This window comes from Serratia sp. CY37869 (genome assembly GCF_052168895.1).
In the GTDB taxonomy this organism is placed as follows: Bacteria; Pseudomonadota; Gammaproteobacteria; order Enterobacterales; family Enterobacteriaceae; genus Serratia; species Serratia ureilytica.
The window spans coordinates 1,029,582-1,054,041 of record NZ_JBJNLU010000002.1; the positions used below are offsets into that span (position 1 = coordinate 1,029,582).

Consider the following 24,460-nt stretch of genomic DNA (forward strand, 5'->3'; position numbering starts at 1 on the left):
AGATGATTAGGATAAGCGATTTTATCATCGCAATCCCGAAGAACAAAACGAAGTGGGTGATTCACCGGCTTTGGCCTGAAAAGGCAAAACAGAATAAAGGCGCGTTAACAAAGCGGTTATGTAGCGGATTGCAAATCCGTCCAGTCCGGTTCGACTCCGGAACGCGCCTCCAACTTTCCCGAGCCCGGGTGGTGAAATCGGTAGACACAAGGGATTTAAAATCCCTCGGCTTATGGCTGTGCGGGTTCAAGTCCCGCCCCGGGTACCAGGGAACGAAAATACCGAATAATCAAAGCAATAAGTAGTAATGTCGTAGACCGCCGAGAGGCGGTTTTTTTGTGCCTGAAATTCGCATTACGCCTGCATTTTTTTCCTTTTTTGTCATGCCGCCACCCTGCCTGCAGGGAGCCCCGCAGGGCTCCACACTACAGATCATAAGAAACCGAACGCCGCGGCGAGGATCCAGCCGAAGACGCAGGAGACGCTGACGCCGATCAGGCCCGGTAGAATGAAGCTGTGATTGATCACGAAGCGGCCGATGCGGGTGGTGCCGGAGCGGTCGAACTGAATTGCCGCCAAATCGCTGGGGTAGGTCGGTAAAATATAATAACCGTAGCAGGCCGGCGCCGAAGCGACGATATAGGCCGGGTTGACGCCGATCGCCAGCGCCACCGGCACCAGCGCCGCCAGCGCGGCGGCCTGCGAATTGACGAATTTCGACACCAGCAGCAGGATCAGCGCATAGGCCCAGGGGTACTCTTTCACCAGCACGCCCAGCGTGGCTTCTATCTGCGTCAGGTGCGCGCCGAACATGGTTTCCGCCATCCAGGCGACGCCATACACCGCCACGATGGCAATCATGCCGGAACGGAACACCTCGTTTTTAGAGATAGACGCCGGGTTGGTGCGGGTAATGATGACGATCAGCGCCCCGGCCATCAGCATGCACATCTGGATCACCAGAACCATGGAAAGTGGCTTGCCACCGAAGCTGGGCCGCAGGTCGGAAAAAGCCCCCAGCACCGCCACCAGGGCGATCGTGGCGAGGAAAATCCACATGGCGATCCAGTTGCTGCGTGGCAATACCCGGTCCAGCAGGGTGGCGGCGTCGCCATAGACGTAGCGATGGTTCTCCGGCACCGAGATGAATTTCTGAAACTCGGGATCTTTGTCCAGGTCTTTGCCGCGGAACCAACTGAAGATACCGATCGCCAGAATGCCGCACAGAGTCGAAGGGATGGTGATCGACAGCAGATCGAGGAATTCCAGATGGCGGCCATTGAAGGTGTAGCTGCTGAGCATCGCCACCAGTGAAACGACAGCCACCGAGACCGGGCTGGCGATAATGCCCATCTGCGCGCCGATCGAGCTGGCTGCCATCGGCCGTTCCGGGCGGATGTTATTTTTGATCGCCACGTCATAGATGATCGGCAAGATGGTGTACACCACATGGCCGGTGCCGCACAGGATAGTGAGAATGCAGGTGACGAACGGCGCGATGATCGAGACATATCGCGGGTTGCGCCGCAGCATCCGCTCGGCGATCTGGAGCATGACGTCCAACCCGCCTGAGGCCTGCAGGGTGGCGGAGGCCGCCACCACCGCGATGATCACCAGCATCACGTCTACCGGCGGTTTGCCGGGCTGCAGGTGAAAGCCGAACACCAGAATCATCAAACCGATACCGCCCAGCAACCCCAGCGCAATGCCGCCTTTACGCGCCCCATACAGCAGGCATGCCAATATAACCGCTAATTGCAGAAAGAAATCCATGATAGATACGCCTTAATAATGTTGAACTTAACTACGTTCAGTTTCCGGCGGCGTTTACAGCAGAAAGTTGTTTTAAATCTAAAGGCATTAATAAATTGTGGTTATTAACCTTAAAGAGTGATGTCGGTCACATTCAAAGAACATAGAGAGCGGGCGGAAAGCGGTATCAGCACGAAAAAGCAAGCCAAGAGGTCAGACCTCTCCTATATGACGGATTTACCACCAGAGGAGAGAGTTATGGATCCGACAAAAATGACGGGGCTGGCGTTATTACAGGCAGCGATGGCCGGCAAAATTCCACCGGCTTCGATCGCTGAAACGGTGCCCATGAAACCGGCCGCGGTTGAAGAGGGATATATCCGCATCGTGGCGCGGGCCGACGAACGCCATCTTAACCCGCTGGGCGGCGTTCATGGCGGCTTCGCCGCCACGGTTTTGGACTCGGTGACCGGTTGCGCGGTGCACAGTACGCTGGGCGCAGGGACGGGTTATGGCACCGTCGATCTGCAGGTGAAAATGTTGCGCCCGGTGCCGAAGGAGATTGATCTGATCGCCGAGGGGCGTCTGGTCTATGCGTCGAAAAACGTCGCTTTCGCGGAAGGCACGCTCAAAACGGCGGAAGGAAAATTGCTGGCTTCGGCAACCGCCACTTGCTTTATCATTCGCTCTACCGAACAGCCGCCACAATAACCTGCCATTTATCAGGCCCCGGTTCTTCCATCCGGGGCCTGATGCATTTCTCTGTCGGCTGCACCGATCGCCGCGATACGGCTGCAGGCGCGATGCGTCATTGTGGTCTAGTATTCTTGGGTAAAAATTTATCGGGGTGAGTATGCAGCCGTATAAAGAGGTTGAGTTTGATCATGAGCTTTGTCTGGCGATCGGCAGAGCCGTATTGGACGTGGTAGCGCAAGGGGAAGAAACCAGCGCGACGTCGGTGATGAGCGCCATTGAGCGGGCGGTGGAACAGGGGCTGAACGACGACGACACCGCCGTTGCCGACGACGCGCTGGATTTGATGGCTCGTCTCATTCACGGCTGCGGATTTATTAATCTATCGGGTGAAGAGGAGACTTCCCATGCATTGGTTGAATTTCAAGCGCTACAAGAGTGACGTCGCCAAACAGGCCGTGCCGCCGCATCTGAATGCCGCTGAATTTGCGCGGCATTATGCCGATAAGCCGCAGGAGAATACGGAAGAGTATCTTTCGCTCAGCGGGGAGATGTGTTGGGATGCGGTGGTGCTGTGCGCCCACCGTTCCGGCGCGCTCAGTAAGGCGAAATACAAGCAGCTGTGGCTGACGGTGTTCGATAAGCAGTACAAACATTTCGTCAGCCCCGACGATACCGAGATCCGCACCATGGCGGATATGCTGCGCGCCCCGCAGGGATGTTTTATCGGGATATTCTCCATGCGCGACGCGGCCTCGCCCCGATTGCTGCATGCCATGATCGGCACCGGCGCGGGATTTGCCGCAGGCAATAAAAATCTTTGCATCGGCGTGGGAGGCGCGGTCGGCTGGGAGAATCTCAATCTGGCGCGCGATCTGCGCTGGCAGCCGGAAGGCGGTTTTCTACGCCAGGGCGACAGTGAAGTGCTGCGTATTTTTTATCGGCCTTTCCCCGCCTGAAACGGTCCGGACGCTTTTTAGGGTAAAAAAAACCGCCGTTGGGCGGTTTTTTGCGTCTTATTTGAACCCGCCGCTGCGGATGAAGTCGAGACCGGCGGCGGTGATCCGCGTTTGGTGCGGATCGATATCATAGTTGTTCTCGTCGATGTCGCTCATCACGTAGGCCTGTATCAGCCCCTTGGTTTTGAGATAGGCGAAGGGATCCGCGAAGGCGTGCGGGCTGGTGGCGTCCTGCTTCCACAATTCGTAAGTTTTCTCATCCAGCGTGCCGGGATGATTGGCGGCCAGTCGGGTCAGGATCTGATTGTAGAACACATAGTCGGTCATGATGCGGTCCTCTTTATCGCGAGCGACAGTCTCGGAAAATGACGTAACATCTATCAATCATAGCCGATGTTTGCTCGCCGCCTGCGTTATCGCGAATCCAGGTTATCCACGCTGGCTTTCGAACCAGTGAAACAGGCGTGAAATGGTGAGGCTGAGATCGCCGATGTTGAAGAGCGCGCCGAGCCACAGGGTTAGCATAACCAGGATGCCGATGATGACGGGAAGATCCATTTTGCCCATGAGAATGTTTTGCAGAGGTGACGGTGCCACAAGGGTAACACCGTTTTCCGGCAGGATAAAATGTGCCGCCGTTATTTCGATTGTGCCGCTGTGGAATGGCGAAGGCCGGCCATCAGGGTGACCGGCCGGGTTTCAACAGCCTATCTTGCCGCCAAACGATCAGGCATAGTGGCGGGCGATATGCTCGGCGGTGGCGATCGTCGTCACATTAGTGGCGACGGAGGGCACGTCGGGGAAAATGGAGGCGTCGACAACCCGAAGCCCGTGCACGCCGTGCACGCGGCCCTGAAGGTCAACGACCGCCTTCGGGTCGCCGGCATTCCCCATCGGCGCGGAGGAGGTCGGGTGATGATAGGTATCCAACGTCGCCGTCATCGAGGCCAGAATGGCCTCGTCGCTGTCTGCGGCGGGCGCAAGCTCGCTGTGGATAAGCGTAGACAGCGGAGCGGTTTGCCCTATTTTTCGCGCCAGTTTAACCCCCTCCAGCAAGCGAACACGGTCACTCTCTTGCGCCAGGAAGTTAAGGTCAATGTGAGGGGCTGCCATCGGATCGCGGCTTTCCAGCCAGATGCGTCCGGTGGATTGCGGCCGAGTCAGCGCCACCGCCAGGACAAAACCGACGCCGGTGGGGCTTTGGTCATGTGGGAACAGATGCGTCGCGGTAATGTGCAGATCGAGCTCCTCCGGTTCCGCCCGGCTGCTGCGGGTCCACAGCTTGGCGCCGATAACCGGCGATTGGCTGCCGATGACGTCGGGGCGGGCTGCGTAGGCATTGTAATAAAAGGGGTGATCGACCAGGTTTTCACCGACGGGCAAATCGGCGACGACGGGGATCCCCAGACGCTTCGACTGTTGCGCAGGCGCAATGCCGGATCGCATCAAAACGGCGGCGCTGCCGTAGGTTCCGGCGCTCAGGATCACTTCAGCGGCATGGATTTCTTCGCCACTGGCCAGGCGAACGCCGATCGCGCGCTGCCCGTCAAATATCACGCGGTCGACCAGCGTATCGGCACGCAGGATGAGATTGTCTCTGGCGCGCGTTTTCTCATCCAGATAGGCCATGCCGGTGTTAACGCGCACACCGTTGACGATATTCATCGGGTAGGGGCCGACGCCATTCGCTGAAGGGCCGTCAAAATCGTCGATGGCGTCATAGCCGTTGGCGCGCGTGGCGGCGACGAAAGCGCGTTGCATTGGCGTGATGTCATCCAATGTGAGTTGCACGACGGGGAAAGGACCGCTATCGCCATGGATTGCGCGGTCGTGCAGGCCATGACGAGTCTCCAGTTTTTTGAAGGAGGGCAGCAGATCCTGATAGCGCCATCCCGGCAGATCCCAGCGTTTGAAATCTTCCGGGCGGGCGCGGATCGCCACGGCGCCGTTGACGCCTGAACTGCCGCCCAGGACTTTACCGCGGATGGCGCCGATCGCGTGGCTGACATAGCCGGGTTCTGTCCGGTATCCCCATTCGAATTCCGGGTCGCCATTGGCGCCGAGCACGTCGCTGTTCGCGATGAGGCGCGGATAATCGTAGGGCGCGTAACTGTGTCCGGCCTCTATCAGCAGGACCCGGCGCGCCGGGTTTTCGCTGAGGCGAGCCGCCATCACCGCGCCGGCGGAACCGCCGCCGACGATGATCACGTCGAAGGTGGATGGCTCGCTGGCGCGTTGGGCCGGTTGTGTTTGCGCCGCCGACGCGGAACTCGATGCGCAAGCGCTGAGCGTGGCGGCGGCTGAAACGGCCAGCGTTTGGGATATCAGCTGACGGCGTGACAGGTCTTTCATGGCGTAGTCTCCAGAGCGGGCGGAAGGTGTGTTCTGCAGACTAAAACCCGGAGATAAAAGCGACAAGCGGGCGAAATTCGAACCTGCCGTTCGCGTTCTGCGAACCTTTCAGGTTGACGTCAGGAAAGGGGACAGCGCGGTTTCCCAGCTGGGCGTAGGGCCAATGTGCTCGCTCAGAAAGTCCACCAGCGCCTTGATCTTGGGGGATGCGCGTTTTGAACGGCGATAGACGGCGGAAATGTCGCCGCCGTCGGGTGAATAGGCGGCCAGCACAATGCGCAGTTCCCCTGCGCGTATCGCGTCGGCGGCGATAAATGCGGGCAGGATGGCGAGGCCCAAACCAGCTTTCGCCGCCGCCAGCAGGTGAAAAGCATTATCGGTGCGCAGGCGTTTGCCGATACGAAACGATCGGATCTCGCCTTCGATGGGGAGTTGCAGCATGCCGGTCGGCTCGCGGTGAATATACAGCAACCCCTGATGCTGTTGCAGGTGTTGCGGGTGCGTCGGCGTGCCTTGACGCGCAAGATAGGCTGGGCTGGCGCAAATCAAGTGACGGTTGGCGCAGATGCGCTGCGCGATCAGGTCGGAATCCGCCAAGGCGCCGATACGGATGGCGACGTCGAAATTTTCCTGATTCAGATTGGCCAGGCGATCGCTGTACTCCACGTCCAGATTGAGGTTCGGGTATTGTTCCATAAAGGCGGATAACAGCGGCGCCAGATAGCGGATGCTGAACGCCATCGGCGCGGTTAACCGCAGTGGGCCCTGCAGTTGGCCGTGCAGTGTTCGCACCGACTCTTCGGCATCGCTCACTTCGCTTAATATGAGAACGGCGCGCTGATAGAACAGATGGCCGGCGTCGGTCAGCCCAAGCGTTTTCCCGCGTTCGAACAGCACAGTCCCAAGGCGCGTCTCCAACTGCTGGATGCGTTTGCTGACCACCGACTTGGTGGTGCCCAAGCGGCGGGCGGCGGCGCTGATGTTGGCGGCCTCGACCACGGCGATATAGGTCGCCATCTCCTGAAACTGATTCATTCATCTCTCCTTCGGCATCCGCCGGGTCAAGTTACCACTCTGTGCACGCCAGGCAAAAAAAACCACCCGGGCGGGTGGTTTTTGCTTGTCAGTGCGAATCAGTCCAGTTTGGGGTGCTGGTCGATCAGGATCTGTTTTTTCTTTTCCAGTTCGGCGATCTGCGCGTTGATGTCCTCGACTTTCTGTTCGATGTTGTCGTAGGTTTCCTGCAGCAGCTCTTTTGCCTCGGAGCGGTCAGAGGCGGCCGGCGTCGCGCCGCGTAGCGGCTTGTTGGCGGTTTCTTTCATGTACAGACCGGTGATAAGACCGATCACCGCAACAACCATCAGGTAGTAGGCCGGCATGTACAGGTTGCCGGTCGCTTCCACCAGCCAGGCGGCAACGGTCGGCGTCGCACCGGCGATCAGTACCGAAATGTTGAACGAAATCGCCAGCGCGCTGTAGCGGATGTGCGTCGGGAACATCGCCGGCAGGATGGAGGCCATCACCCCGGTGAAGGAGTTGAGCAGCACCGCCAGCACCAGCAGGCCGACGAAAATCAGGCCGATGACGTTGCTGTTGATCAGAATGAAGCACGGGATCGCCAACGCCAACAGGCCGATGCTGCCGCCGATGATAAACGGCTTACGGCCGATGCGGTCACTGGTCAGGCCGATCACCGGCTGCACGAACAGCATGCCGATCATGATGGCGATGATGATCAGAACGCCGTGATCTTCCGAGTAGTGCAGGTTATGCGACAGGTAGCTCGGCATGTAAGTCAGCAGCATGTAATAGGTCACGTTGGTGGAAATCACGATACCGACGCACACCAGCAAACTTTTCCAGTGTTTGGCCGCGATCTCTTTGAACGAGGTCTTTGGCGGATTCTCGATGGCGTTGCGATCCTCTTTCTCCATCTTGTCCACGTGCTGCTGGAACGCCGGGGTTTCTTCCAGCGCATGGCGCAAGTAGAGACCGATCAGGCCCAGCGGCGCGGCGATGAAGAACGGGATACGCCAGCCCCAGTCGAGGAAGTTGGCTTCGCCGACGATACTGGAGATCAGCACCACTACGCCTGCGCCCATCACAAAGCCGGCGATGGAGCCGAAGTCCAGCCAGCTGCCCATAAAGCCGCGTTTGCGGTCCGGTGAGTATTCGGCGACGAAGATCGCCGCACCGGAATATTCACCGCCGACGGAGAAGCCTTGCGCCAGTTTGGCCAGCAGCAGCAAGATCGGCGCCCAGATGCCGATCGACGCATAGGACGGGATCAGGCCGATACAGAAGGTGCTGACCGCCATGATGATAATGGTGACCGAGAGCACTTTTTGACGGCCGAACTTGTCGCCCATGGCGCCGAAGAACAGACCGCCGAGCGGACGCACCAGGAAGGGGACGGAGAAGGTCGCCAGTGCGGCGATCATTTGCACGCCGGGAGAGGCGCCGGGGAAGAAGACCTGGCCAAGCGCATAGGCGACAAAGCCGTATACGCCGAAGTCGAACCACTCCATTGCGTTGCCGAGGGCCGCGGCGGTAATGGCCTTCTTGAGTTTGCTGTCATCGATGATGGTGATGTCGTTAATGTGCATCGGTTTATGTCGTTTTTTTCTTAACTTCATATAATCATCCCTTAATGAATTATTCGTTGTTCGTGAAAGCGTAATCTCCGTTCACTGTTGTTTTCGAGTTATCAAATCGGCTAATCGAATCGCGGTTCAAGACGATTCATTATCCACATTTAAGTTGAGATGTGGATCACAAAATAGCGTCGCTCATGCCGATGTTATGTCATTTAGGTGACTAATTATTTTGCATCTATAGCTTAACGTTATATCTTGCGGCGATCAAATCCAGCAGTTTAACTTAAGTGTTTGCACCGATTTGGTGCGAGAATGGTCTGATAATTGTGCGATCTGGCGATTTTTCGGCTGATTGATGGTGTTTCCAGTATAGAGAATACGGGAGATAAAACAGGAAAAATTGATGTGTTCGCCGCTAAAAAAACGCCTGGCCAGGTGGCCAGGCCGGTGAGATTACGGCGCCGATGAACCGCCGAATTCGAGATAGATTTTCGCCAGATTCTGGTACTGCGCGAAGCGGTTCTCATCCACCGCCAGTTCCGCCTGACGGCGTTGTTCCTGAGCGTTCAGCCAGTCGGTAATGGTGACGGCGCCCTGTCGGTAACGCACCTCGTTCAACCGCTCCGATTTACGCGCCAACGCCAATGAGGCGCGCAACTGCGTCTCCTGCGCCAGCAGCTGCGTGCGCAGTGACAGCGCGTTGTTCACATCGCCCATCGCTTTGTACAGCGCCTGCTTGAAGGCCAGAACTTGCTGTTCATAGTCGTTGCGGGCGATCTTGATCTCCACGCCCATTTGCCGCCACTGCAGGAACGGCAGCGTCAGGCCGGCGCTGAGGCTGCCCGTCGGGTTGCGCAGGAATTCCAGCAGCGCGCTGCTGCTGGCGCCCAGTGAACCGGTCAGGCTGAACGCGGGATAGTATTGCAGACGTTTTTCATCGACGTTGGCCAGGGCGGCGCGCAACCGCAGCTCTTGAGCGCTGAGATCCGGGCGACGACTCAGGACGCTGGCGGGAATGCCGGTGTTGATCTGCGGCATCGCCGTCGTCGGCAGGCGCGCGGGCGCGATGGTGGCCTGGCCTGATGGCGCGCCCAGCAGCACCGCCTGTTCGTTCAGCGCCTGTTGACGATCGTGTTGTAACGCCACCAGGCTGCGTTCCTGCGTCAGCAAGTTTTGTTCCGCATTCACTACGTCCAGCGCCGAGATGCTGCCGGCCTGATAACGGGCGTTGGCCAGCCGCAGCGTCGTTTTGGCATAGGCGATGCTCGCCTGGCTGACGCTGATTTGTTGATTGAGAAAACCGATGCGCCAGTAGTTGGTGGCGGCGTCGGCCAACAGCTTCAGGCGCGCCGCCTGCAGATCCTGCACGGAAGCCTGGCTGCTCCACTCGGCCGCGTCGCGCTGGCGCGCCAGCTTGCCCCACAGATCGACCTCATAGCTGGTGGTGAGCGACGCGTTGCTGGTTTTATTCCACGCGGAGGACTCGGACAGCGGGCGATTAATGCCGCTGCCTAATGAGGCGCTGACGCCGGGCGCGGTGCTGATGCCGACGCGTTCCGCCTCGAGCCGCGCGCGGTAAACGCGCAGCACGGCGGCGGCCAGATCGTTATTGCTCGCCATCACCTGTTGCAGCCAACGATCGAGCTCGGGATCGTGGAAATCGCGCCAGTCGAACGGCGTCGGCGCGGCGTTGTCGGCAGCGTATTGCCACCCCGCAGGATAGTTGACCTGCGGCGCCCGGTAGTCGCTTTTCAGGGCATTGCCGCAGCCGGCGGTGAGCAGGGCGGCGAGGCTTAACGCCAGGGGAGATAAAATTTTCATGGGTTACTCGCTGGCCAATGAAACGACCGGATCCATCCTTGCCGCTTTGCGGGCGGGGAGATAACCGAAGATCATGCCGATTAAGGTTGAACAGAAAAATGCCGTGGCGGCGGCTTGCCAGGAATAGATGGCGGTGAACATGCCGCCCGCCAGCGAGGTGAACAGCGACCCGGCGGCGAATGATAGCGCGATGCCCAAAGCGCCGCCGATCAGACAGACCAGCACCGCCTCTATCATGAACTGTTGCATGATGTCGCTGCGCCGCGCGCCGACCGCCATGCGCACGCCGATTTCGTGGGTGCGTTCGGTCACCGAGACCAGCATGATGTTCATCACGCCCAGGCTGCCGATCACCAGCGCGATGGACGCCACCATCAGGATCAGCAGGCTAAAAGTCATTGACGTGCGTTCGATGGACTTTCGGATTTTATCGAAGTTGTACAAACGGAAATCTTTTACGCCATGGCGTTGGGTCAACAGCTGTGTGATAGCGGTGACGGCCGATTCGCTGGCGACATTGTCCTTTAGCCGAACGGTGATGCCGCTGAGCGTCGGTTTGCCTACCATGCGATACATCACCGTGCTGTAGGGCATCCAAACAGTAATGCGATTGGGCGCGTAGTTGCGATTGCTTTTCGCCACACCGATCACTCGGGCCGGCACCGAGCCGAGAAACACGATCTGGCCGAGCGGCTCGACGCCGAAATCGCCGAACAGCGCCTGGCGCGCATTGTCGTCGATGATCACTTCCTGCAGCGCATTACGATCGTCGCGGAAAGTCACGCCTTGTAACAGCTCGACGCCGTTAACGCGGAAATAGTCGCGCCCGACGCCGGTGATCGAGGCGGTGGCGGATTTGCTGCGAAAACGGATGCTGTCGGAAGCGTCTACTTCCGGGCTGACGCTGTCGACGAAGCTTTGCTGCGCCAGCGCGTCGGCATCGGCCGGCACCAGGGTGCGGATGCTGTCGATGGCGTCGTCGAAGAAATCGCGGCCCGGATAGATGCTTACCACGTTAGTGCCGAGATCTTTGAGGTTTTCCAGCGTGCGCTGTTTGGCGCCTTCGCCCAGCGCCACTACCGTGACCACGGCGGCGATGCCGAAGATGATGCCGGTCATGGTCAGCGCGGTGCGCAGACGATGAGCGTTCATCGCTTTCAGCGCCATGTGCAGCGATTCACGGGTGCGGTCGATCAGGCGTTGCCAGCCGCTTTGCCGGCTGCGGTTCGGCGGCGGCAACGATGGGCCGGACGCCGACTTGCGGCCGCTGTCAGCGATGATCTTGCCGTCTTGCAGTTCGATGACGCGCTGCGCATGTTGCGCCACTTTCATATCGTGGGTGACGATCACCACGGTATGGCCGCGCTGATTCAGTTCGCTCAGGATCGCCAGCACTTCCTGACCGGATTGGGTGTCCAGCGCGCCGGTCGGTTCGTCCGCCAGGATGATCTCACCGCCGTTGATCAGGGAGCGGGCGATGCTGACGCGCTGCTGTTGGCCGCCGGAAAGCTGGCCGGGTTTGTGATCTTCGCGTCCCTCAAGCCCCAACCGCGCCAGCAATTGCGCCGCCCGCTGCCGACGCTGATCGCGCCGGGCGTTGGCGTAGATGGCCGGTATTTCGACGTTGCCCAGCGCGCTGAGATCGGGCATCAGGTGATAGCGCTGGAAGATAAAACCGATATGTTCGCGGCGCAGGCGGGCCAATTCGTCCGGCGACAGGTGGGCGGCGTTCTGGCCGCTGATGTAGTAATCGCCGCGATCCGGCACGTCGAGGCAGCCCATGATGTTCATCAGCGTCGATTTGCCGGAACCGGAGGCGCCGATGATCGCCACCAGCTCGCCGGCGGCGATGGTCAGATCGATGTCTTTCAACACCGTTAACGCTTGACCGCCGTTGGTGTACGTTCGGCTGATGCCTTTTAGTTCGATGATCGCGTTCACAGGAAGATGCCATCCTCAGCCGATTTGGCGGCGGGCTGCGACAGCACCACGGTTTCACCGGCTTTCAGGCCGCTGAGGATCTGAATGTCGACATTGTTGGTGATGCCGGTGGTCACTTTGCGCGTTTCCAACCGCTGGTCCTGGGTCAGCACCTGCACCTGCTGCTCTTTGCCATCGATTTTATGCACCGCCTGGATCGGCACCAGCAGGGTGTTCTTCGCGTCGCCGAGCAGCAAGGACACCTGCGCGGTCATGGCGATGCGCAGGCGGTTTTCCGGGTTTGGCACGTCCAGCAGCGCGTTGTAATAGACCGAGGCGTTCGAGGTGCCGGAGCCGGAAGCGGAGCTGGTGCCGGCGAGCGAGTCGTCTTTCATCACCGATTCCGGTGCCAGCTCGATAGTGCGCAGCGTGGCGTCGTAGCGTTTATCCGGATCGGAGAAAATAGTGAAGTAAGCCTTTTGTCCCGGCGAAATGCGGGTGATGTCGGCTTCGGAGATCTGCGCCTTGATGGTCATCATATCCAGCCGCGCCAGCTTGACGATGGTCGGCGCACTTTGGCTGGAGTTGACCGTTTGTCCCTGCTGCGTGACCACGGCGATAACAATGCCGTCCATCGGCGCAACCACGCGGGTATAGCCCAGATCGATTTTTTTCTTCTCGACTTCGATCTGCGATTGCACCAACTGCGCATTGAGCGCCTGCAGATCGGCGCGAGTGGTGGCGAGCGAGGCTTCGGCGGTCTCGAAGTCTTCCCGAGAACTGGCTTCGTCGTTCAGCATGCGGCGCTGGCGTTTGAAACGCGACTCCGCCTGTTTCAGCAAGGCCTGTTTGGCTAACATATTGGCTTTGACTACGTTCAGCGCCGCTTCGGCGTTGCGCAGATCGTTGCGCTGTTGCAGATCGTCGATGTCGGCGATCGGTTGCCCTTTGGTGACGCGATCGCCCAGCTTGACCTTCAGCGATTTGACTTCGCCGGAGACGCGGGCGCCGACGTTGACGCGTTCGACGGCATCCAGTCGCCCGGTGGCCAGCACGGCGTTTTCGATATCGCCCAGGCGGGCCGGCGCGGTAACGTAATCCTGCTGCGGCGGGCGTTGCCAAAAGATGGCCAGCGCGACGGCGACGGCGATGAAAACGATGGCGGCGATCAACGCCAGACGGCGGGAGGGGAGTTTCAGTGATGACATACCCAGGTTTTCCATAACGATAAAAGCGGCGGTTCCAGTCTGCCATCATGGCAGCGCCAGCTTGAACTGGCGCTAAACGTGAGGCGCTTTCCCGCTGGAAAGGGGATAGTAAAGGCTTTCCCGTTAAAGATCACGGTGAGTTATTATCCGCTGGGTGTGCAACCGGCTGCGTTGGGCGTTATACTGGGTAAAAAACCAGTATTCATTCATCAGCAGGATAATGCCACCGCCATGATGCCAAACCGCCTCGAGCCAGAACTCGACATTTATCAATACCCGGAGCACCTGCGCGCCTGCCTGGCGCCGTTGCCTAAAGGGCCGGGCGTGTATGTGTTTCACGGTCAAAGCGAGAGCCTGCCGCTTTACATCGGTAAAAGCGTCAATATACGCAGCCGGGTGATGGCGCACTTTCGCGCGCAGGACGAGGCTAAAATGCTGCGCCAAACCCGACGCATCAGCTTTATCGAGACCGCCGGTGAGTTGGGCGCATTGCTGCTGGAGGCGCAGTTGATCAAACAACAACAGCCGTTGTTCAACAAACGTCTGCGGCGCTCGAAACAGCTGTGCGCGCTGCGCTTGCAGGCTGATGCGGTGACGATTGCTCACGCCAAAGAGATCGACTTCGCCGTCACGCCCCATCTCTACGGGCTGTTTGCCAATCGCCACGCCGCGCTGGAAAAGCTGCGCGCCATCGCCGACGAGCATCGTTTATGTTACGGCAAGCTGGGGATCGACAAGCTGCCGGCGGGGCGAGCCTGTTTCCGCTACAGCCTGCGCAAGTGCGCGGGCGCCTGCTGTGGCGTGGAGTCGGCGCAGGAGCATGCGCTGCGGCTCAGCGCGGCGCTTGAGCAGCTGCGTATCACCTGTTGGCCGTTCGCCGGGCGCGTGGCGCTGGAGGAGCAGGGCGAGACGCTGCGTCAGTACCATGTGATCCACAATTGGTTTTATCTGGGCTCGGTCGGCAATCTGGCGCAGGCGGAGCGGCTACAGAGCGCGGCCAGCCATTTCGACAGCGATGGCTACAAGATTTTGTGCAAGCCGCTTATCGCCGGCGATTACCCGATTATTGAGCTGCCATAAGGCCATAACGCTGGCGATAACCTAAGACTTATCCGTAAAATCAGGGCATTATGCTAAAAAAGCTTGAGTCCATAATGTTGTTATGGATAATAACGCCCCGAAGCGAAGGAACGCGCTATTAACTCAGTTGGCAGAGTGATTGGTTTTATAATGGCTTGTTTTGGCTTGAAAATTGATAGACGCGGGTTCGAGTCCTGCATAGCGCGCCAGCTTTCTTTCACTTCATCTCATCGCGCTTATCGTAAAGCGCACCCGGGTTGATTTGCACTATCGGCTCCTCGTTGGGATTTTCGGGTGTGCTTTACCGTAACCGCTGGCTTTCCTTCCTCTTTCTCTCTCGATCCTTTGCTAAACTGTAATCAGGCAGGCTTGCTGCCCGGCAACAGGAGGTCGATATGTCCCACTCCGAGCAACTGCAGGAACTCTTGCAACGCGTCGCCGCCCTCGAGGCGAGAGAGAAGGCGCTGACCGCCGCGTCCAACGCTTACCAGGCGATTATCACCACCATGTTGGGCAATATGGAGAAGACTGAACGTGATCGCATCATCGCGATGATCGATCAGGCCCATGAAATCGCCTACGCCCGCGCCATTCAACGCAGCAACGAACCGCAAAAGCAGAAAATCAAACAGGCCGACGACGTCGCCCAGCGCATGTTCATGTTTGCGCAAGGCAAAGCCGCTCAACCGCGCTGAAGCCGAACTATAACAGTTGCCGCCATTAAGTTGGTTAACTGATCTACCCGGCAAAACTGTACTTGTGTTACTTTTAGCGGTGAGATTTGATGGCAATGCTGTTTCCAGCATAAGGTTGTAACGATGGACGCGATTAAAAGCATCTTGGTTAAAGAGATTGAACAGATCAATCGGCGCGAAGGGCGCGACGGCAAGCCGCGCTTCAACAGCGAATTCGCCCGCACTCACCGCTATTTGTGCCTTGCCATGTTCGCCGGTTACTTCGCGGTGATCGCCGTGATGTATCAGGTGCCGTACATGGGGATGTATGCCTTCCTCGGCTTCACCGCCTTTGTGCTGTTCATGTTCGCCATGCTGCTGATAGAGATCCGGCCGGTCTACCGCTTTGAAGACATCGGGGTGCTGGATCTGCGGGTGTGCTATAACGGCGAGTGGTACTTCACCCGCGCGCTGTCGCCTTATGCGGTGCAACAGCTGCTGGATGAGCCGTCCATCGGCGCCGCGCTGAAACAGAAGATGAGAGTCATCATCGGCAACAAGGGCGAAATCGACTTCTACGACGTGTACGACATGGCCTACGGAAAAAAGCCTCAGGATGAGCCACCGCAGCTGGCGGCGGCAAACTGAAAGGTTTCCGGCCGGTGGCTTGTCGATTATACTCAGCGTTTGAACGCGAAGCAGAATGAGGACCAAGCGATGAGTGATGATATTTTCGATTTTGATATCGATGCCGAACTGGCGAAAGCCGAAGAAAAAGCGGCGCAGAAGGTAAAAGAGGTCCCTGAATTCCTCGAAGACGAAGCGGACTGCGAAGGTTGCAAGATCTGATCGCCTGACCCATAAAAAAACCGCCGCGGCGGTTTTTTTTATCTCTGAGCGTCCTCGGCATCAGTCCAGCATGAATCCCCAGATGAGGAACGCCGCCACCAGAATCAGGCAAAGCGCGGACACCGTCACCAGTATTTTCCCCAGAATGTCTTTTTCTTGTTCCCGCTGCGTCACGTTGAAATTATCCAATTAAAAGTCTATGGACCAAACCGGCGATGCTGAGATCGAGCGCCGCTACGCCCAGCGCCATGATCATCATCACCGAAAGAAATCGAGTCTTGCCGTTCACATCCCTAATCCCCGTTGGCGCCGCTGTTAAATTGTTTTTATATCAAACGGATATAATTCAGCGACGCCGTACTTCATGCATCATGATAGTGATTAAGAACGTTCTTAAGGCCAGAAGTTCCCTCATCTGATATCGCGGCCGCGTTAGTCGGTCACGATCCTGACGCCTATCTTGCTGACCTGATTGCCCTCCATTTCGGCAATGGTCCAGGTCAGGCCGTCCCACTCCACCTGGTCGCCGATCACCGGTTCACCGCCGATCAGCTGAATGACGAACTGCCCCAGCGTCTGTTGCTCGTCGACATCGTCTTGCAGATTGAGGCCATAAACCTGCGAGATGTCGCTTAAACGGGCGTCGGATTGCAGGATAAAGTCGCCGAAGAAGCGTTCGTCGAGCGTCACGGCCGGCGCTTGGCTAAACAGTTTGCCGAGGATCGGCAGATCGTGCTCATGGCCGATAACGCACAGGATATCGTTCTCGCGCAGCCGGGTACTGCCGCTAGGGTGCAGCAGCTCTTTGCCGCGGAACAGGGCGGCGATGCGGGTATTGGGCGGCATTTTCAGCTCGCGCAGCGCGGCACCGACGCACCAGTTTTCCGCCGAAAGCTGATACACAAACTGTTCCCACTGGTTTTCCGGGTGCACGTCCAGCCCAACGCGGGAGATCGGCGTCAGCGCCGGCGGCACGATCACCTTGGCCTTTTTGGCGGCGAACGACAGCGTGGTGCCTTGCAGCAGCAGGGAGACCAGCACCACGAAGAACGCCACGTTAAAGAACAGCTGGGCGTTGGGCAGCCCGGCCATCATCGGGAACACCGCCAGGATCACCGGTACCGCGCCGCGCAGGCCAACCCAGGAAATAAAGCCGCGTTCGCGCAGGGTAAAGCTGCGGAACGGCAGCAGGCCGATAAACACCGACAGCGGGCGTGCGAACAGGATCATCCACAGCGACAGCAGTAGGGCAGGGATGGCGATCGGCAACAGCTCATGCGGATTGAGCAGCAGGCCGAGCACCAGGAACATGCCGATCTGGCTGAGCCATGCCAGGCCATCGAAGGTTTGCACGATGCCGTGACGGTTGCGAATTGGACGGTTGCCCAGCAGCAGGCCGCACAGGTACACCGCCAGAATGCCGCTGCCGTCCAGCGCGGTGGTCAGCGCGAAAATAAGAATGCCGCCGCTCACCGCCAGCAGCGGGTAGAGGCCGTCCGCCAGCTTGATGTGGTTAATCAGCGTCAGCAGCAGCCAGCCGCCGCCGAGACCGAAGACGATGCCCATGCCGAACTGCTGCATCAGATGCAGCGGGAAGGTCCAGCTCAGCGCGGTTTCACCGGCGGCGATCATCGCAATCAGCGTGATGGTGAGAAATACCGCCATAGGATCGTTGCTGCCGGACTCGATCTCCAGCGTGGCGCTGACGCGTTCGTTCAGGCCTTTGCCGCCCAGCAGCGAAAATACCGCGGCGGCGTCGGTAGAACCGATGATGGCGCCGATCAGCAACCCCTGCAACAGATCGAGATTGAACAGCCAGGCGGCGGCCATGCCGGTCAGCCCGGCGGTGATCACCACGCCGACGGTGGCGAGAGACAGTGCCGGCCACAGGGCCACGCGGAACGAGCTGACCCGGGTGCGCATGCCGCCGTCGAGCAGGATCACCGCCAACGCGAGGTTGCTGACCAGATAAGCGACCGGGTAATTGCTGAAGACGATGCCACCGGGGCCGTCAACGCCGGCCAGCATGCCGATCGCCAGGAAGATCACCAGGATCGGAATGCCGAGCCGGGAAGAAAATGAGCTGAGCAGAATGCTTGCCCCCACCAGCACGGCACCGATGACGAACAAGCTGTTAATGGTGCTGGCATCCAAAATATCGTTCTCCTGAGGCTGGGGGATAGGGGACTCTGCGCGTATTTCGATGATAACGTGTTTAGTGGGTAAAACGCCAAGGCTGATTGCGAAAACAATCGATCAATTATTACCCTTTGGTGCGATTAAACTAAGAAAGTGAGGGGAAGAGGTGAAGTTCTGCCTTTTATCCAACATTATCAGGCTGCTGTATTTCGGTTTTGGCAACAATGCCGGGTTTGCACGGCGGGAAAAACCATTAAGCCCGCGCAGGCAGGCTTAATGGTTTGCAGGCGCGGTAGGGTTAATGGTCGAGCGATTCCAGCGACCGTTTGATCAGCTCGGTGGCCAGTTTGCGTTCCGCTTCGGAAATGCCGTCGAGATTGAAGTTGGAGAGCTCAGCGACCAAAACGCTGCGTTCTTTACCGCTGATCGAAGCGTCCAGCGCGGACAGCAACCTGCTGAGGATCTTCAGCAGGGTGGCGTTTTCCGCTACGGCTTCCTGAGCCTGGGTATTTTTATCGGTCATTCAAAATCCTCTCTGTCGTGACGGAAGGGAGAGACAGGTAACGCCATCGAATCAATCAAGCGATCGCGCAGCCCTTCGGGGGTTGAGCCCAATCACTACCGTAAGGCAGGGATCCGGATTTCTACTTATGCATCGCAGTTATAACGATTAGGGTATGTATTCAGCCGTATCACTTTGCCCTAACGGACGGCGCCAGGCTGAGCAATGTGTGCTTTGCATGCAAACCACCAGTATAGGCTTTTTGCACGACGGCAAGATGACAGGAAACCCCTGCAAACGATCGGGTTTACAGGGGCGGAAGGTTATTGCGGCTTGCCGGAGAACAAGAAACGCAGCACCGGAATACGCTTGTGCAGTTCATATAAAGCGAAGGCCAGCGAGAACACAAACAGCAGGCCCAGCAAGAATCCCAACAGGTTGTTGCCGATATAAGGCGTCACGAAAGCGCCATATATCAGGGTCAACGGGTGGTGCACCAGATATATAAACAGCGAGGCGTTGACCAGATAGGTGATGCGCGGCGAGTGATAATTCAGCAGGTTATGCCCAAAAGAGAACACCACGTTGGTCATGAGGATCCCCATTAGGGTTTTGATCACCACTTCCAGCTCGAACATATAGCTGCTGTGCGCCAACAGCTTTTGATTCAGCATATATGCGATAAACAGCAGCAGCGAGCCGAGCAGCGCCAGCGGCGAGCGACGCAGAAAAATCTCCTTAAGCCACACGTACTTAAACACATAAGCGCCGAGGATGAAGAACGGCAGGTAGAACATCGTCTCCATCACCACGAAATTGAACAGGCCGTTGGATAATAGCTGTGGCGCGAACATTAAAATAATACGGTGCGCGGCCGAATAGCATACCGCATAAATAAAGAAACACAGTGAGATGTTTCCTAATCCACGCATTCGGTTTATTAACTCTGGAATATGATCGCGGGTTTGACGCTTGATTTTACGGAACAGATAAAAACAGGCGCAGGTTAACAATGACAGGGTCAATAAGAACCACAGATGAGACACCAATTCCCAAACTGTTACATTTATTTTCTGATAGAGAGAAAACTCGTCCCAGCCGTTTAATTTATCGGTGAAATATTTCAGCATGAAAAATTGCGGCACCGTAATTAGCGGGATGGAGCTCAACAGCGGGATCGCCACCCGCTCCAGCCTGACCTTCAGCCACTGATGGCGCTCGTAACGCTCGTAGAGCATGTAGGAGAAGTAGCCGGAAATCACGAAGAACACCTGCATGCGGAAGGCGTGGATGAAGTCGTTCAGCACCGTGAGTGAGAAGGAGGGCGACGCGCTGTTCACCGCCCAGGCGTGGCTGGAATAAATCAGGGAAAGGTGAAACGGAATGCCGAGCAGCATCAAATAGGCTCGGATCGAATCGAGGAAAAACTCGCGCTGTTTGCTGCCTTTAGTCATAGATTACCGCTGGTGATTTAATCGGGTGCTCATTAACACGCTTAATAAGTCGTCAAACGTTAAATTGTTATCCGGAACCCTACTATAGCCCCTCGCATTTTTCCATAGCGTCTTGTTGCGCGGCTTGCTACGCTGGTGCTCCATCAGCTGCTTAAACAATGAGCCGTAAACATGAACCATCCATTTATCATGTTGTCGGAAAGCTGAGTAATCCATTAATATGGATTTAAATGATTTGAGCACACGAATAGGGGGGGATGTGCTAGTTAATATATTATCCGGACAACCACGCGCCGCGAGCGTTCGTTGGTTAGGTGCTACCGTATTGTTCACGCTGTTCAGTTCGCCGGCATGGGCCTTTTCTATTGATGATGTGGCCAAGCAGGCGCAGGATCTGGCTGCGAAAGGTTTCGAAGCCCCGAAGAGCAACCTTCCTTCTCAGTTCCGCGAGATGAAGTTCGCAGACTATCAGCAGATTCAGTTCAATCACGATAAAGCCTATTGGAGCAAGCTGAAAACCCCTTTCAAGCTTGAGTTTTATCATCAGGGGATGTATTTCGATACGCCGGTGAAAATCAACGAAGTCACCTCTACCAGCGTAAAACAGATCAAGTACAGCCCGGATTACTTCAACTTCGGCTCGGTCAAACACGATCCTGAATCAGTGAAGAACCTCGGCTTTGCCGGCTTCAAGGTGCTCTACCCGATCAACAGCGCCGACAAAAACGATGAGATTATGAGCCTGCTGGGCGCGAGCTATTTCCGCGTGGTGGGTAAAGGGCAGGTTTACGGGCTTTCCGCTCGTGGCCTGGCTATCGATACCGCTTTGCCTTCCGGCGAAGAGTTCCCGCGTTTCCGCGAATTCTGGGTTGAGCGTCCGAAGCAGGGCGACAAACACCTGGTGATCTACGCGCTGCTGGATTCCCCGCGCGCCACCGGCGCTTACCGTTTCACGGTGATCCCGGGCCGTGACACCACCGTGGACGTCGAGTCCAAAGTGTTCCTGCGCGATAAGGTGGGCAAATTGGGCCTGGCGCCGCTGACCAGCATGTTCCTGTTCGGCCCGAACCAGCCGTCGCCGACGCTGAACTACCGCCCGGCGCTGCACGATTCCAACGGTCTGTCTATCCATGCCGGCAACGGCGAGTGGATCTGGCGTCCGCTGAACAATCCTAAACACCTGTCCGTCAGCACCTATACCGTTGAGAATCCGAAAGGCTTCGGTCTGCTGCAGCGCGGTCGCAACTTCAAAGAGTACGAAGATCTGGACGATCGTTACGATCTGCGCCCGAGCGCCTGGATCGAACCGAAAGGCGACTGGGGCAAAGGCAAGGTCGAGCTGGTGGAGATCCCAACGGCGGATGAAACCAACGACAACATCGTCGCGTTCTGGACGCCGGATACCTTGCCGGAAGCCAAAAAACCGCTGACGCTGAGCTACCGTCTGAACTTCACCCGCGATGAAGACAAACTGCATTCGCAAGACATCGCCTATGTGGCACGGACCATGCGTTCGACCGGTGACGTGAAGCAGTCCAACCTGATCCGCGAGCCTGACGGCAGCGTCGCCTTCCTGGTCGATTTCGTCGGCCCGGTGCTGAAAGCGCTGGACGCCAATACGCCGGTCGCTTCTCAGATCAGCATCGGCGACAACGGTGAAATGGTAGAAAACAACGTCCGCTATAACCCAGTGACCAAAGGCTGGCGCCTGACGGTGCGTCTGAAAGTGAAAGACGACAAGAAGCCGGTAGAAATGCGCGCGGCGCTGGTCAATGGCGATAAGACACTGTCGGAAACCTGGAGCTATCAGCTACCTGCCAATGAATAAGCCTACTCAACCCGCCCAGGATTATCTTGCGGCGCTGCCTCTGACCGCCGAGCGGTCGGAGGCGCTTACCCCTAAAACGGCGGATGACGCTCAGGCTCTGGAGGCGCTCCATCGGCAGATGGGCGCCGCCGACGCCAACGTCAATAGCTTGTCGGCGGATGACGTGGCGCTGGCCTCGGTCAAACCGCGCATCGAAAGCGCCTGGCCGGATGCGGTCAGCGATGACGACTTCGATACCGACGCCGAAGGGCGCGCCATTCTGAAGGCGACGCCGCCGATCAAACGCACCACCATGTTCCCGGAAGCCTGGCGCACCAACCCGGTGGCGCGCTTCTGGGATTCTCTGCTGGGGCGGTCGCCGCACAATCGGCACGCCACCAAAGAGGAGGCCGAGGCCGAGAACCGCTGGCGTACCGTCGGCTCCATGCGCCGCTATGTGCTGCTGGTGCTGATGCTGGTGCAAACCGGCATCGCCACCTGGTACATGAAAACCATCTTGCCTTACCAGGGCTGGGCGCTGATCGATCCTATCGCCATGCTGGACCAGGATCTGATGCAGTCGGTGCTGCAGCTGCTGCCGTATGTGCTGCAAACCGGCATTCTGATCCTGTTCGCCGTGCTGTTCTGCTGGGTCTCGGCCGGTTTCTGGACCGCGCTGATGGGCTTCCTGCAGCTGCTGATCGGCAAGGACAAATACAGCATTTCCTCCACCATCAAGGGCGATGAGCCGATCAACCCGGCGCACCGCACCGCGCTGATCATGCCGATCTGCAACGAAGACGTCGAACGCGTGTTCGCCGGCCTGCGCGCGACCTATGAGTCCGTCGCCGCGACCGGTCAGCTGGAACACTTCGATATCTACGTGCTGAGCGACAGCTACGATCCGGACATCTGCGTGGCCGAGCAAAAGGCGTGGATGGAGCTGTGCCGCGATGTCGACGGCCACGGCCGCATCTTCTATCGCCGCCGTCGCCGCCGCGTCAAACGCAAGAGCGGCAACATCGACGACTTCTGCCGTCGCTGGGGCGGTGAGTACAGCTATATGGTGATCCTGGATGCTGACAGCGTGATGAGCGGCGAATGCCTCACCGGGCTGGTTCGCCTGATGGAAGCCAACCCGAACGCCGGCATCATCCAGTCCGCGCCGAAGGCGTCCGGCATGGATACCCTGTACGCGCGCGTGCAGCAGTTCGCTACTCGCGTTTACGGGCCACTGTTTACCGCCGGTCTGCATTTCTGGCAGCTGGGCGAGTCGCACTACTGGGGCCATAACGCCATCATCCGCGTGAAGCCGTTTATCGAGCACTGTGCGCTGGCGCCGCTGCCGGGCGAGGGCTCCTTCGCCGGTTCTATCTTGTCGCACGACTTCGTTGAAGCGGCGCTGATGCGCCGCGCCGGCTGGGGTGTGTGGATCGCTTACGATCTGCCGGGCAGTTACGAAGAGCTGCCGCCGAACCTGCTGGACGAGCTGAAACGCGACCGTCGCTGGTGCCACGGCAACCTGATGAACTTCCGCCTGTTCCTGGTGAAGGGCATGCACCCGGTGCACCGCGCGGTGTTCCTCACCGGCGTGATGTCCTACCTGTCGGCGCCGCTGTGGTTCATGTTCCTGGCGCTCTCCACCGCATTGCAGGTGGTGCATACCCTGATGGAGCCGCAATACTTCCTGCAGCCGCGGCAGCTGTTCCCGGTCTGGCCGCAGTGGCGGCCCGAGCTGGCGATAGCGCTGTTCTCCACCACGCTGGTGCTGCTGTTCCTGCCGAAGCTGCTCAGCATCGTGCTGATCTGGGCCAAGGGGGCGAAAGAGTATGGCGGCGCGTTCCGTTTGTTCATTTCGATGCTGATGGAAATGCTGTTCTCGGTGCTGTTGGCGCCGGTGCGCATGCTGTTCCATACCGTGTTCGTGGTGAGCGCCTTCCTCGGTTGGGAAGTGGTGTGGAATTCGCCGCAGCGTGACGACGACGACACGCCGTGGGGCGAAGCGTTCCGCCGCCATGGCTCGCAGATGTTGCTGGGCCTGGTGTGGGCCGGCGGCATGGCGTGGTTGGATCTGCGTTTCCTGTGGTGGCTGTCGCCAATCGTGTTCTCGCTGATCCTGTCGCCGTTCGTGTCGGTGCTGTCGAGCCGCGCGACGCTGGGCATGAAAAGCAAACGCGCCAAGCTGTTCCTGATCCCGGAAGAGTACAATCCGCCGCGTGAGCTGCTGGCGACGGAAGAGTACCTGCATCTCAACCGCAACCGCGCGTTGACCAACGGCTTTATGCACGCGGTGGTCAACCCGTCCTTCAACGCGTTGGCGACGGCGCTGGCGACGGCGCGTCACCACCTGCGCGCGACGCTCGATCGCAATCGCGAGGAGCGGGTAAACGAAGCGCTGCAGCTGGGGCCGGAGAAGCTGGTGAAGGGCAAGCGTCTGGAACTGCTGAGCGATCCGGTCATGCTGGCTCGTCTGCACCAGCGCGTCTGGCTGCTGCCGGAAGGCGCCGCCTGGCGTGAACACTACCAGCAGTTGCCGCACAACCCGCTGGCGCACCCAACGGGCCGGCGTTAATCGCTTAGCGGCAACGCTTAGACGGGGAATGCGCACGGCGCGTTCCCCGTTTTTTTTACCTTTTGCCTGAGCGCGCCGGTG

General features: G+C 58.3%; 22 protein-coding genes and 3 tRNA genes. 12 read left to right on the top strand and 13 right to left on the bottom strand.

Annotated features, from left to right (window positions below; translation table 11 throughout):
- The first annotated feature begins 98 nt into the window (after positions 1-98).
- Both ACJ8J1_RS15265 and ACJ8J1_RS15270 read left to right on the top strand, forming a co-directional pair.
- Positions 99-172, top strand: a tRNA-Cys gene (locus ACJ8J1_RS15265).
- 10 nt (positions 173-182) lie between these two features.
- Positions 183-268 (top strand) — tRNA-Leu (locus ACJ8J1_RS15270).
- A gap of 164 nt (positions 269-432) precedes the next feature.
- Here the strand turns inward: ACJ8J1_RS15270 and ACJ8J1_RS15275 are convergent.
- Entirely contained in the window at positions 433-1,773 is a 1,341-nt protein-coding gene (locus ACJ8J1_RS15275; RefSeq protein WP_033642641.1) for an anaerobic C4-dicarboxylate transporter, read from the bottom strand.
- Between the two features lie 237 nt (positions 1,774-2,010).
- Between ACJ8J1_RS15275 and ACJ8J1_RS15280 the strand changes: the two genes are divergently transcribed.
- The 3 genes from ACJ8J1_RS15280 to ACJ8J1_RS15290 all read left to right on the top strand — a co-directional run bounded on the left by ACJ8J1_RS15280 (position 2,011) and on the right by ACJ8J1_RS15290 (position 3,404).
- Positions 2,011-2,463 (top strand): PaaI family thioesterase, encoded by a 453-nt coding sequence (locus ACJ8J1_RS15280; RefSeq protein WP_033642642.1) that lies wholly within the window; start codon positions 2,011-2,013, stop codon positions 2,461-2,463.
- A gap of 142 nt (positions 2,464-2,605) precedes the next feature.
- Positions 2,606-2,887: a hypothetical protein gene (locus tag ACJ8J1_RS15285; protein WP_033642643.1), complete on the top strand. Its 282-nt coding sequence runs from the start codon at positions 2,606-2,608 to the stop codon at positions 2,885-2,887.
- Positions 2,853-3,404: a hypothetical protein gene (locus ACJ8J1_RS15290; protein ID WP_033642644.1), complete on the top strand. Its 552-nt coding sequence runs from the start codon at positions 2,853-2,855 to the stop codon at positions 3,402-3,404. Before ACJ8J1_RS15285 ends, ACJ8J1_RS15290 begins: the two co-directional genes overlap by 35 nt.
- A 57-nt stretch (positions 3,405-3,461) precedes the next feature.
- Here the strand turns inward: ACJ8J1_RS15290 and ACJ8J1_RS15295 are convergent, their stop codons facing one another.
- The 8 genes from ACJ8J1_RS15295 to ACJ8J1_RS15330 all read right to left on the bottom strand — a co-directional run bounded on the left by ACJ8J1_RS15295 (position 3,462) and on the right by ACJ8J1_RS15330 (position 13,317).
- Positions 3,462-3,731 carry a hypothetical protein gene (locus ACJ8J1_RS15295; protein ID WP_033642645.1) on the bottom strand — a complete coding sequence of 90 codons (270 nt, stop codon included), beginning with the start codon at positions 3,729-3,731 and terminating at the stop codon, positions 3,462-3,464.
- Positions 3,732-3,833: 102 nt separating this feature from the next.
- Entirely contained in the window at positions 3,834-4,001 is a 168-nt protein-coding gene (locus tag ACJ8J1_RS15300; protein ID WP_154219868.1) for a hypothetical protein, read from the bottom strand.
- A 129-nt stretch (positions 4,002-4,130) separates the two neighbouring features.
- On the bottom strand, positions 4,131-5,756 hold the full coding sequence (locus ACJ8J1_RS15305; protein WP_033642646.1) for a GMC family oxidoreductase: 1,626 nt from the start codon (positions 5,754-5,756) through the stop codon (positions 4,131-4,133).
- A gap of 108 nt (positions 5,757-5,864) precedes the next feature.
- On the bottom strand, positions 5,865-6,791 hold the full coding sequence (locus tag ACJ8J1_RS15310; RefSeq protein WP_033642647.1) for a LysR family transcriptional regulator: 927 nt from the start codon (positions 6,789-6,791) through the stop codon (positions 5,865-5,867).
- Between the two features lie 98 nt (positions 6,792-6,889).
- Entirely contained in the window at positions 6,890-8,392 is a 1,503-nt protein-coding gene (gene proP, locus ACJ8J1_RS15315) for a glycine betaine/L-proline transporter ProP (protein WP_025302375.1), read from the bottom strand.
- Positions 8,393-8,806: 414 nt separating this feature from the next.
- A complete protein-coding gene (locus ACJ8J1_RS15320; RefSeq protein WP_033642648.1) occupies positions 8,807-10,174 on the bottom strand; it encodes a TolC family protein in 1,368 nt (455 codons plus the stop codon).
- Between the two features lie 3 nt (positions 10,175-10,177).
- A complete protein-coding gene (locus tag ACJ8J1_RS15325; protein ID WP_033642649.1) occupies positions 10,178-12,115 on the bottom strand; it encodes a MacB family efflux pump subunit in 1,938 nt (645 codons plus the stop codon).
- On the bottom strand, positions 12,112-13,317 hold the full coding sequence (locus ACJ8J1_RS15330) for an efflux RND transporter periplasmic adaptor subunit (protein WP_080273383.1): 1,206 nt from the start codon (positions 13,315-13,317) through the stop codon (positions 12,112-12,114). Before ACJ8J1_RS15330 ends, ACJ8J1_RS15325 begins: the two co-directional genes overlap by 4 nt.
- A 216-nt stretch (positions 13,318-13,533) precedes the next feature.
- On the opposite strand from ACJ8J1_RS15330, the gene cho reads away from it, so the two are divergent.
- The 5 genes from cho (at position 13,534) to ACJ8J1_RS15355 (ending at position 15,905) form a co-directional block, all read left to right on the top strand.
- Positions 13,534-14,382 (top strand): excinuclease Cho, encoded by an 849-nt coding sequence (gene cho / locus ACJ8J1_RS15335; RefSeq protein WP_033644249.1) that lies wholly within the window; start codon positions 13,534-13,536, stop codon positions 14,380-14,382.
- Between the two features lie 112 nt (positions 14,383-14,494).
- Positions 14,495-14,591, top strand: a tRNA-OTHER gene (locus ACJ8J1_RS15340).
- A gap of 186 nt (positions 14,592-14,777) precedes the next feature.
- Complete coding sequence (locus ACJ8J1_RS15345; protein ID WP_033642650.1) at positions 14,778-15,077, top strand: sigma-S stabilization anti-adapter protein IraP; 300 nt, start codon at positions 14,778-14,780, stop codon at positions 15,075-15,077.
- A gap of 123 nt (positions 15,078-15,200) precedes the next feature.
- The gene (locus ACJ8J1_RS15350; RefSeq protein ID WP_033642651.1) at positions 15,201-15,704 is read left to right on the top strand and encodes a YlaC family protein; all 504 of its coding nucleotides are present in this window, start codon (positions 15,201-15,203) and stop codon (positions 15,702-15,704) included.
- 69 nt (positions 15,705-15,773) lie between these two features.
- Positions 15,774-15,905: a hypothetical protein gene (locus ACJ8J1_RS15355; protein ID WP_015377413.1), complete on the top strand. Its 132-nt coding sequence runs from the start codon at positions 15,774-15,776 to the stop codon at positions 15,903-15,905.
- Positions 15,906-15,965: 60 nt separating this feature from the next.
- Here the strand turns inward: ACJ8J1_RS15355 and ACJ8J1_RS15360 are convergent, their stop codons facing one another.
- From ACJ8J1_RS15360 to mdoC, 4 genes are all read right to left on the bottom strand, one after another.
- Positions 15,966-16,094, bottom strand: a complete 129-nt coding sequence (locus ACJ8J1_RS15360; protein WP_033642652.1) for a hypothetical protein — start codon at positions 16,092-16,094, stop codon at positions 15,966-15,968.
- Between the two features lie 243 nt (positions 16,095-16,337).
- Positions 16,338-18,059: a potassium/proton antiporter gene (locus ACJ8J1_RS15365; protein WP_004927894.1), complete on the bottom strand. Its 1,722-nt coding sequence runs from the start codon at positions 18,057-18,059 to the stop codon at positions 16,338-16,340.
- A 283-nt stretch (positions 18,060-18,342) separates the two neighbouring features.
- On the bottom strand, positions 18,343-18,567 hold the full coding sequence (locus ACJ8J1_RS15370) for a hypothetical protein (RefSeq protein ID WP_033642653.1): 225 nt from the start codon (positions 18,565-18,567) through the stop codon (positions 18,343-18,345).
- Positions 18,568-18,869: 302 nt separating this feature from the next.
- A complete protein-coding gene (gene mdoC, locus ACJ8J1_RS15375) occupies positions 18,870-20,000 on the bottom strand; it encodes a glucans biosynthesis protein MdoC (RefSeq protein WP_033642654.1) in 1,131 nt (376 codons plus the stop codon).
- Positions 20,001-20,259: 259 nt separating this feature from the next.
- On the opposite strand from mdoC, the gene mdoG reads away from it, so the two are divergent.
- Both mdoG and mdoH read left to right on the top strand, forming a co-directional pair.
- A complete protein-coding gene (gene mdoG / locus ACJ8J1_RS15380; RefSeq protein ID WP_169539530.1) occupies positions 20,260-21,828 on the top strand; it encodes a glucans biosynthesis protein MdoG in 1,569 nt (522 codons plus the stop codon).
- Positions 21,821-24,379 (top strand): glucans biosynthesis glucosyltransferase MdoH, encoded by a 2,559-nt coding sequence (mdoH, locus tag ACJ8J1_RS15385; protein WP_033642657.1) that lies wholly within the window; start codon positions 21,821-21,823, stop codon positions 24,377-24,379. The genes mdoG and mdoH overlap by 8 nt, the downstream gene beginning before the upstream one ends.
- Positions 24,380-24,460: the final 81 nt, after the last annotated feature.

Coding starts and splice junctions, on each gene's coding strand:
- ACJ8J1_RS15280 (WP_033642642.1), top strand. CDS start 2,011: ATGGATCCGACAAAAATGACGGGGCTGGCGTTATTACAGGCAGCGATG.
- ACJ8J1_RS15355 (WP_015377413.1), top strand. CDS start 15,774: ATGAGTGATGATATTTTCGATTTTGATATCGATGCCGAACTGGCGAAA.
- proP (WP_025302375.1), bottom strand. CDS start 8,392: ATGAAGTTAAGAAAAAAACGACATAAACCGATGCACATTAACGACATC.
- ACJ8J1_RS15275 (WP_033642641.1), bottom strand. CDS start 1,773: ATGGATTTCTTTCTGCAATTAGCGGTTATATTGGCATGCCTGCTGTAT.
- ACJ8J1_RS15305 (WP_033642646.1), bottom strand. CDS start 5,756: ATGAAAGACCTGTCACGCCGTCAGCTGATATCCCAAACGCTGGCCGTT.
- cho (WP_033644249.1), top strand. CDS start 13,534: ATGATGCCAAACCGCCTCGAGCCAGAACTCGACATTTATCAATACCCG.
- ACJ8J1_RS15285 (WP_033642643.1), top strand. CDS start 2,606: ATGCAGCCGTATAAAGAGGTTGAGTTTGATCATGAGCTTTGTCTGGCG.
- ACJ8J1_RS15350 (WP_033642651.1), top strand. CDS start 15,201: ATGGACGCGATTAAAAGCATCTTGGTTAAAGAGATTGAACAGATCAAT.
- ACJ8J1_RS15320 (WP_033642648.1), bottom strand. CDS start 10,174: ATGAAAATTTTATCTCCCCTGGCGTTAAGCCTCGCCGCCCTGCTCACC.
- mdoH (WP_033642657.1), top strand. CDS start 21,821: ATGAATAAGCCTACTCAACCCGCCCAGGATTATCTTGCGGCGCTGCCT.
- ACJ8J1_RS15345 (WP_033642650.1), top strand. CDS start 14,778: ATGTCCCACTCCGAGCAACTGCAGGAACTCTTGCAACGCGTCGCCGCC.
- ACJ8J1_RS15290 (WP_033642644.1), top strand. CDS start 2,853: ATGCATTGGTTGAATTTCAAGCGCTACAAGAGTGACGTCGCCAAACAG.
- mdoC (WP_033642654.1), bottom strand. CDS start 20,000: ATGACTAAAGGCAGCAAACAGCGCGAGTTTTTCCTCGATTCGATCCGA.
- ACJ8J1_RS15295 (WP_033642645.1), bottom strand. CDS start 3,731: ATGACCGACTATGTGTTCTACAATCAGATCCTGACCCGACTGGCCGCC.
- ACJ8J1_RS15330 (WP_080273383.1), bottom strand. CDS start 13,317: ATGGAAAACCTGGGTATGTCATCACTGAAACTCCCCTCCCGCCGTCTG.
- ACJ8J1_RS15310 (WP_033642647.1), bottom strand. CDS start 6,791: ATGAATCAGTTTCAGGAGATGGCGACCTATATCGCCGTGGTCGAGGCC.
- ACJ8J1_RS15370 (WP_033642653.1), bottom strand. CDS start 18,567: ATGACCGATAAAAATACCCAGGCTCAGGAAGCCGTAGCGGAAAACGCC.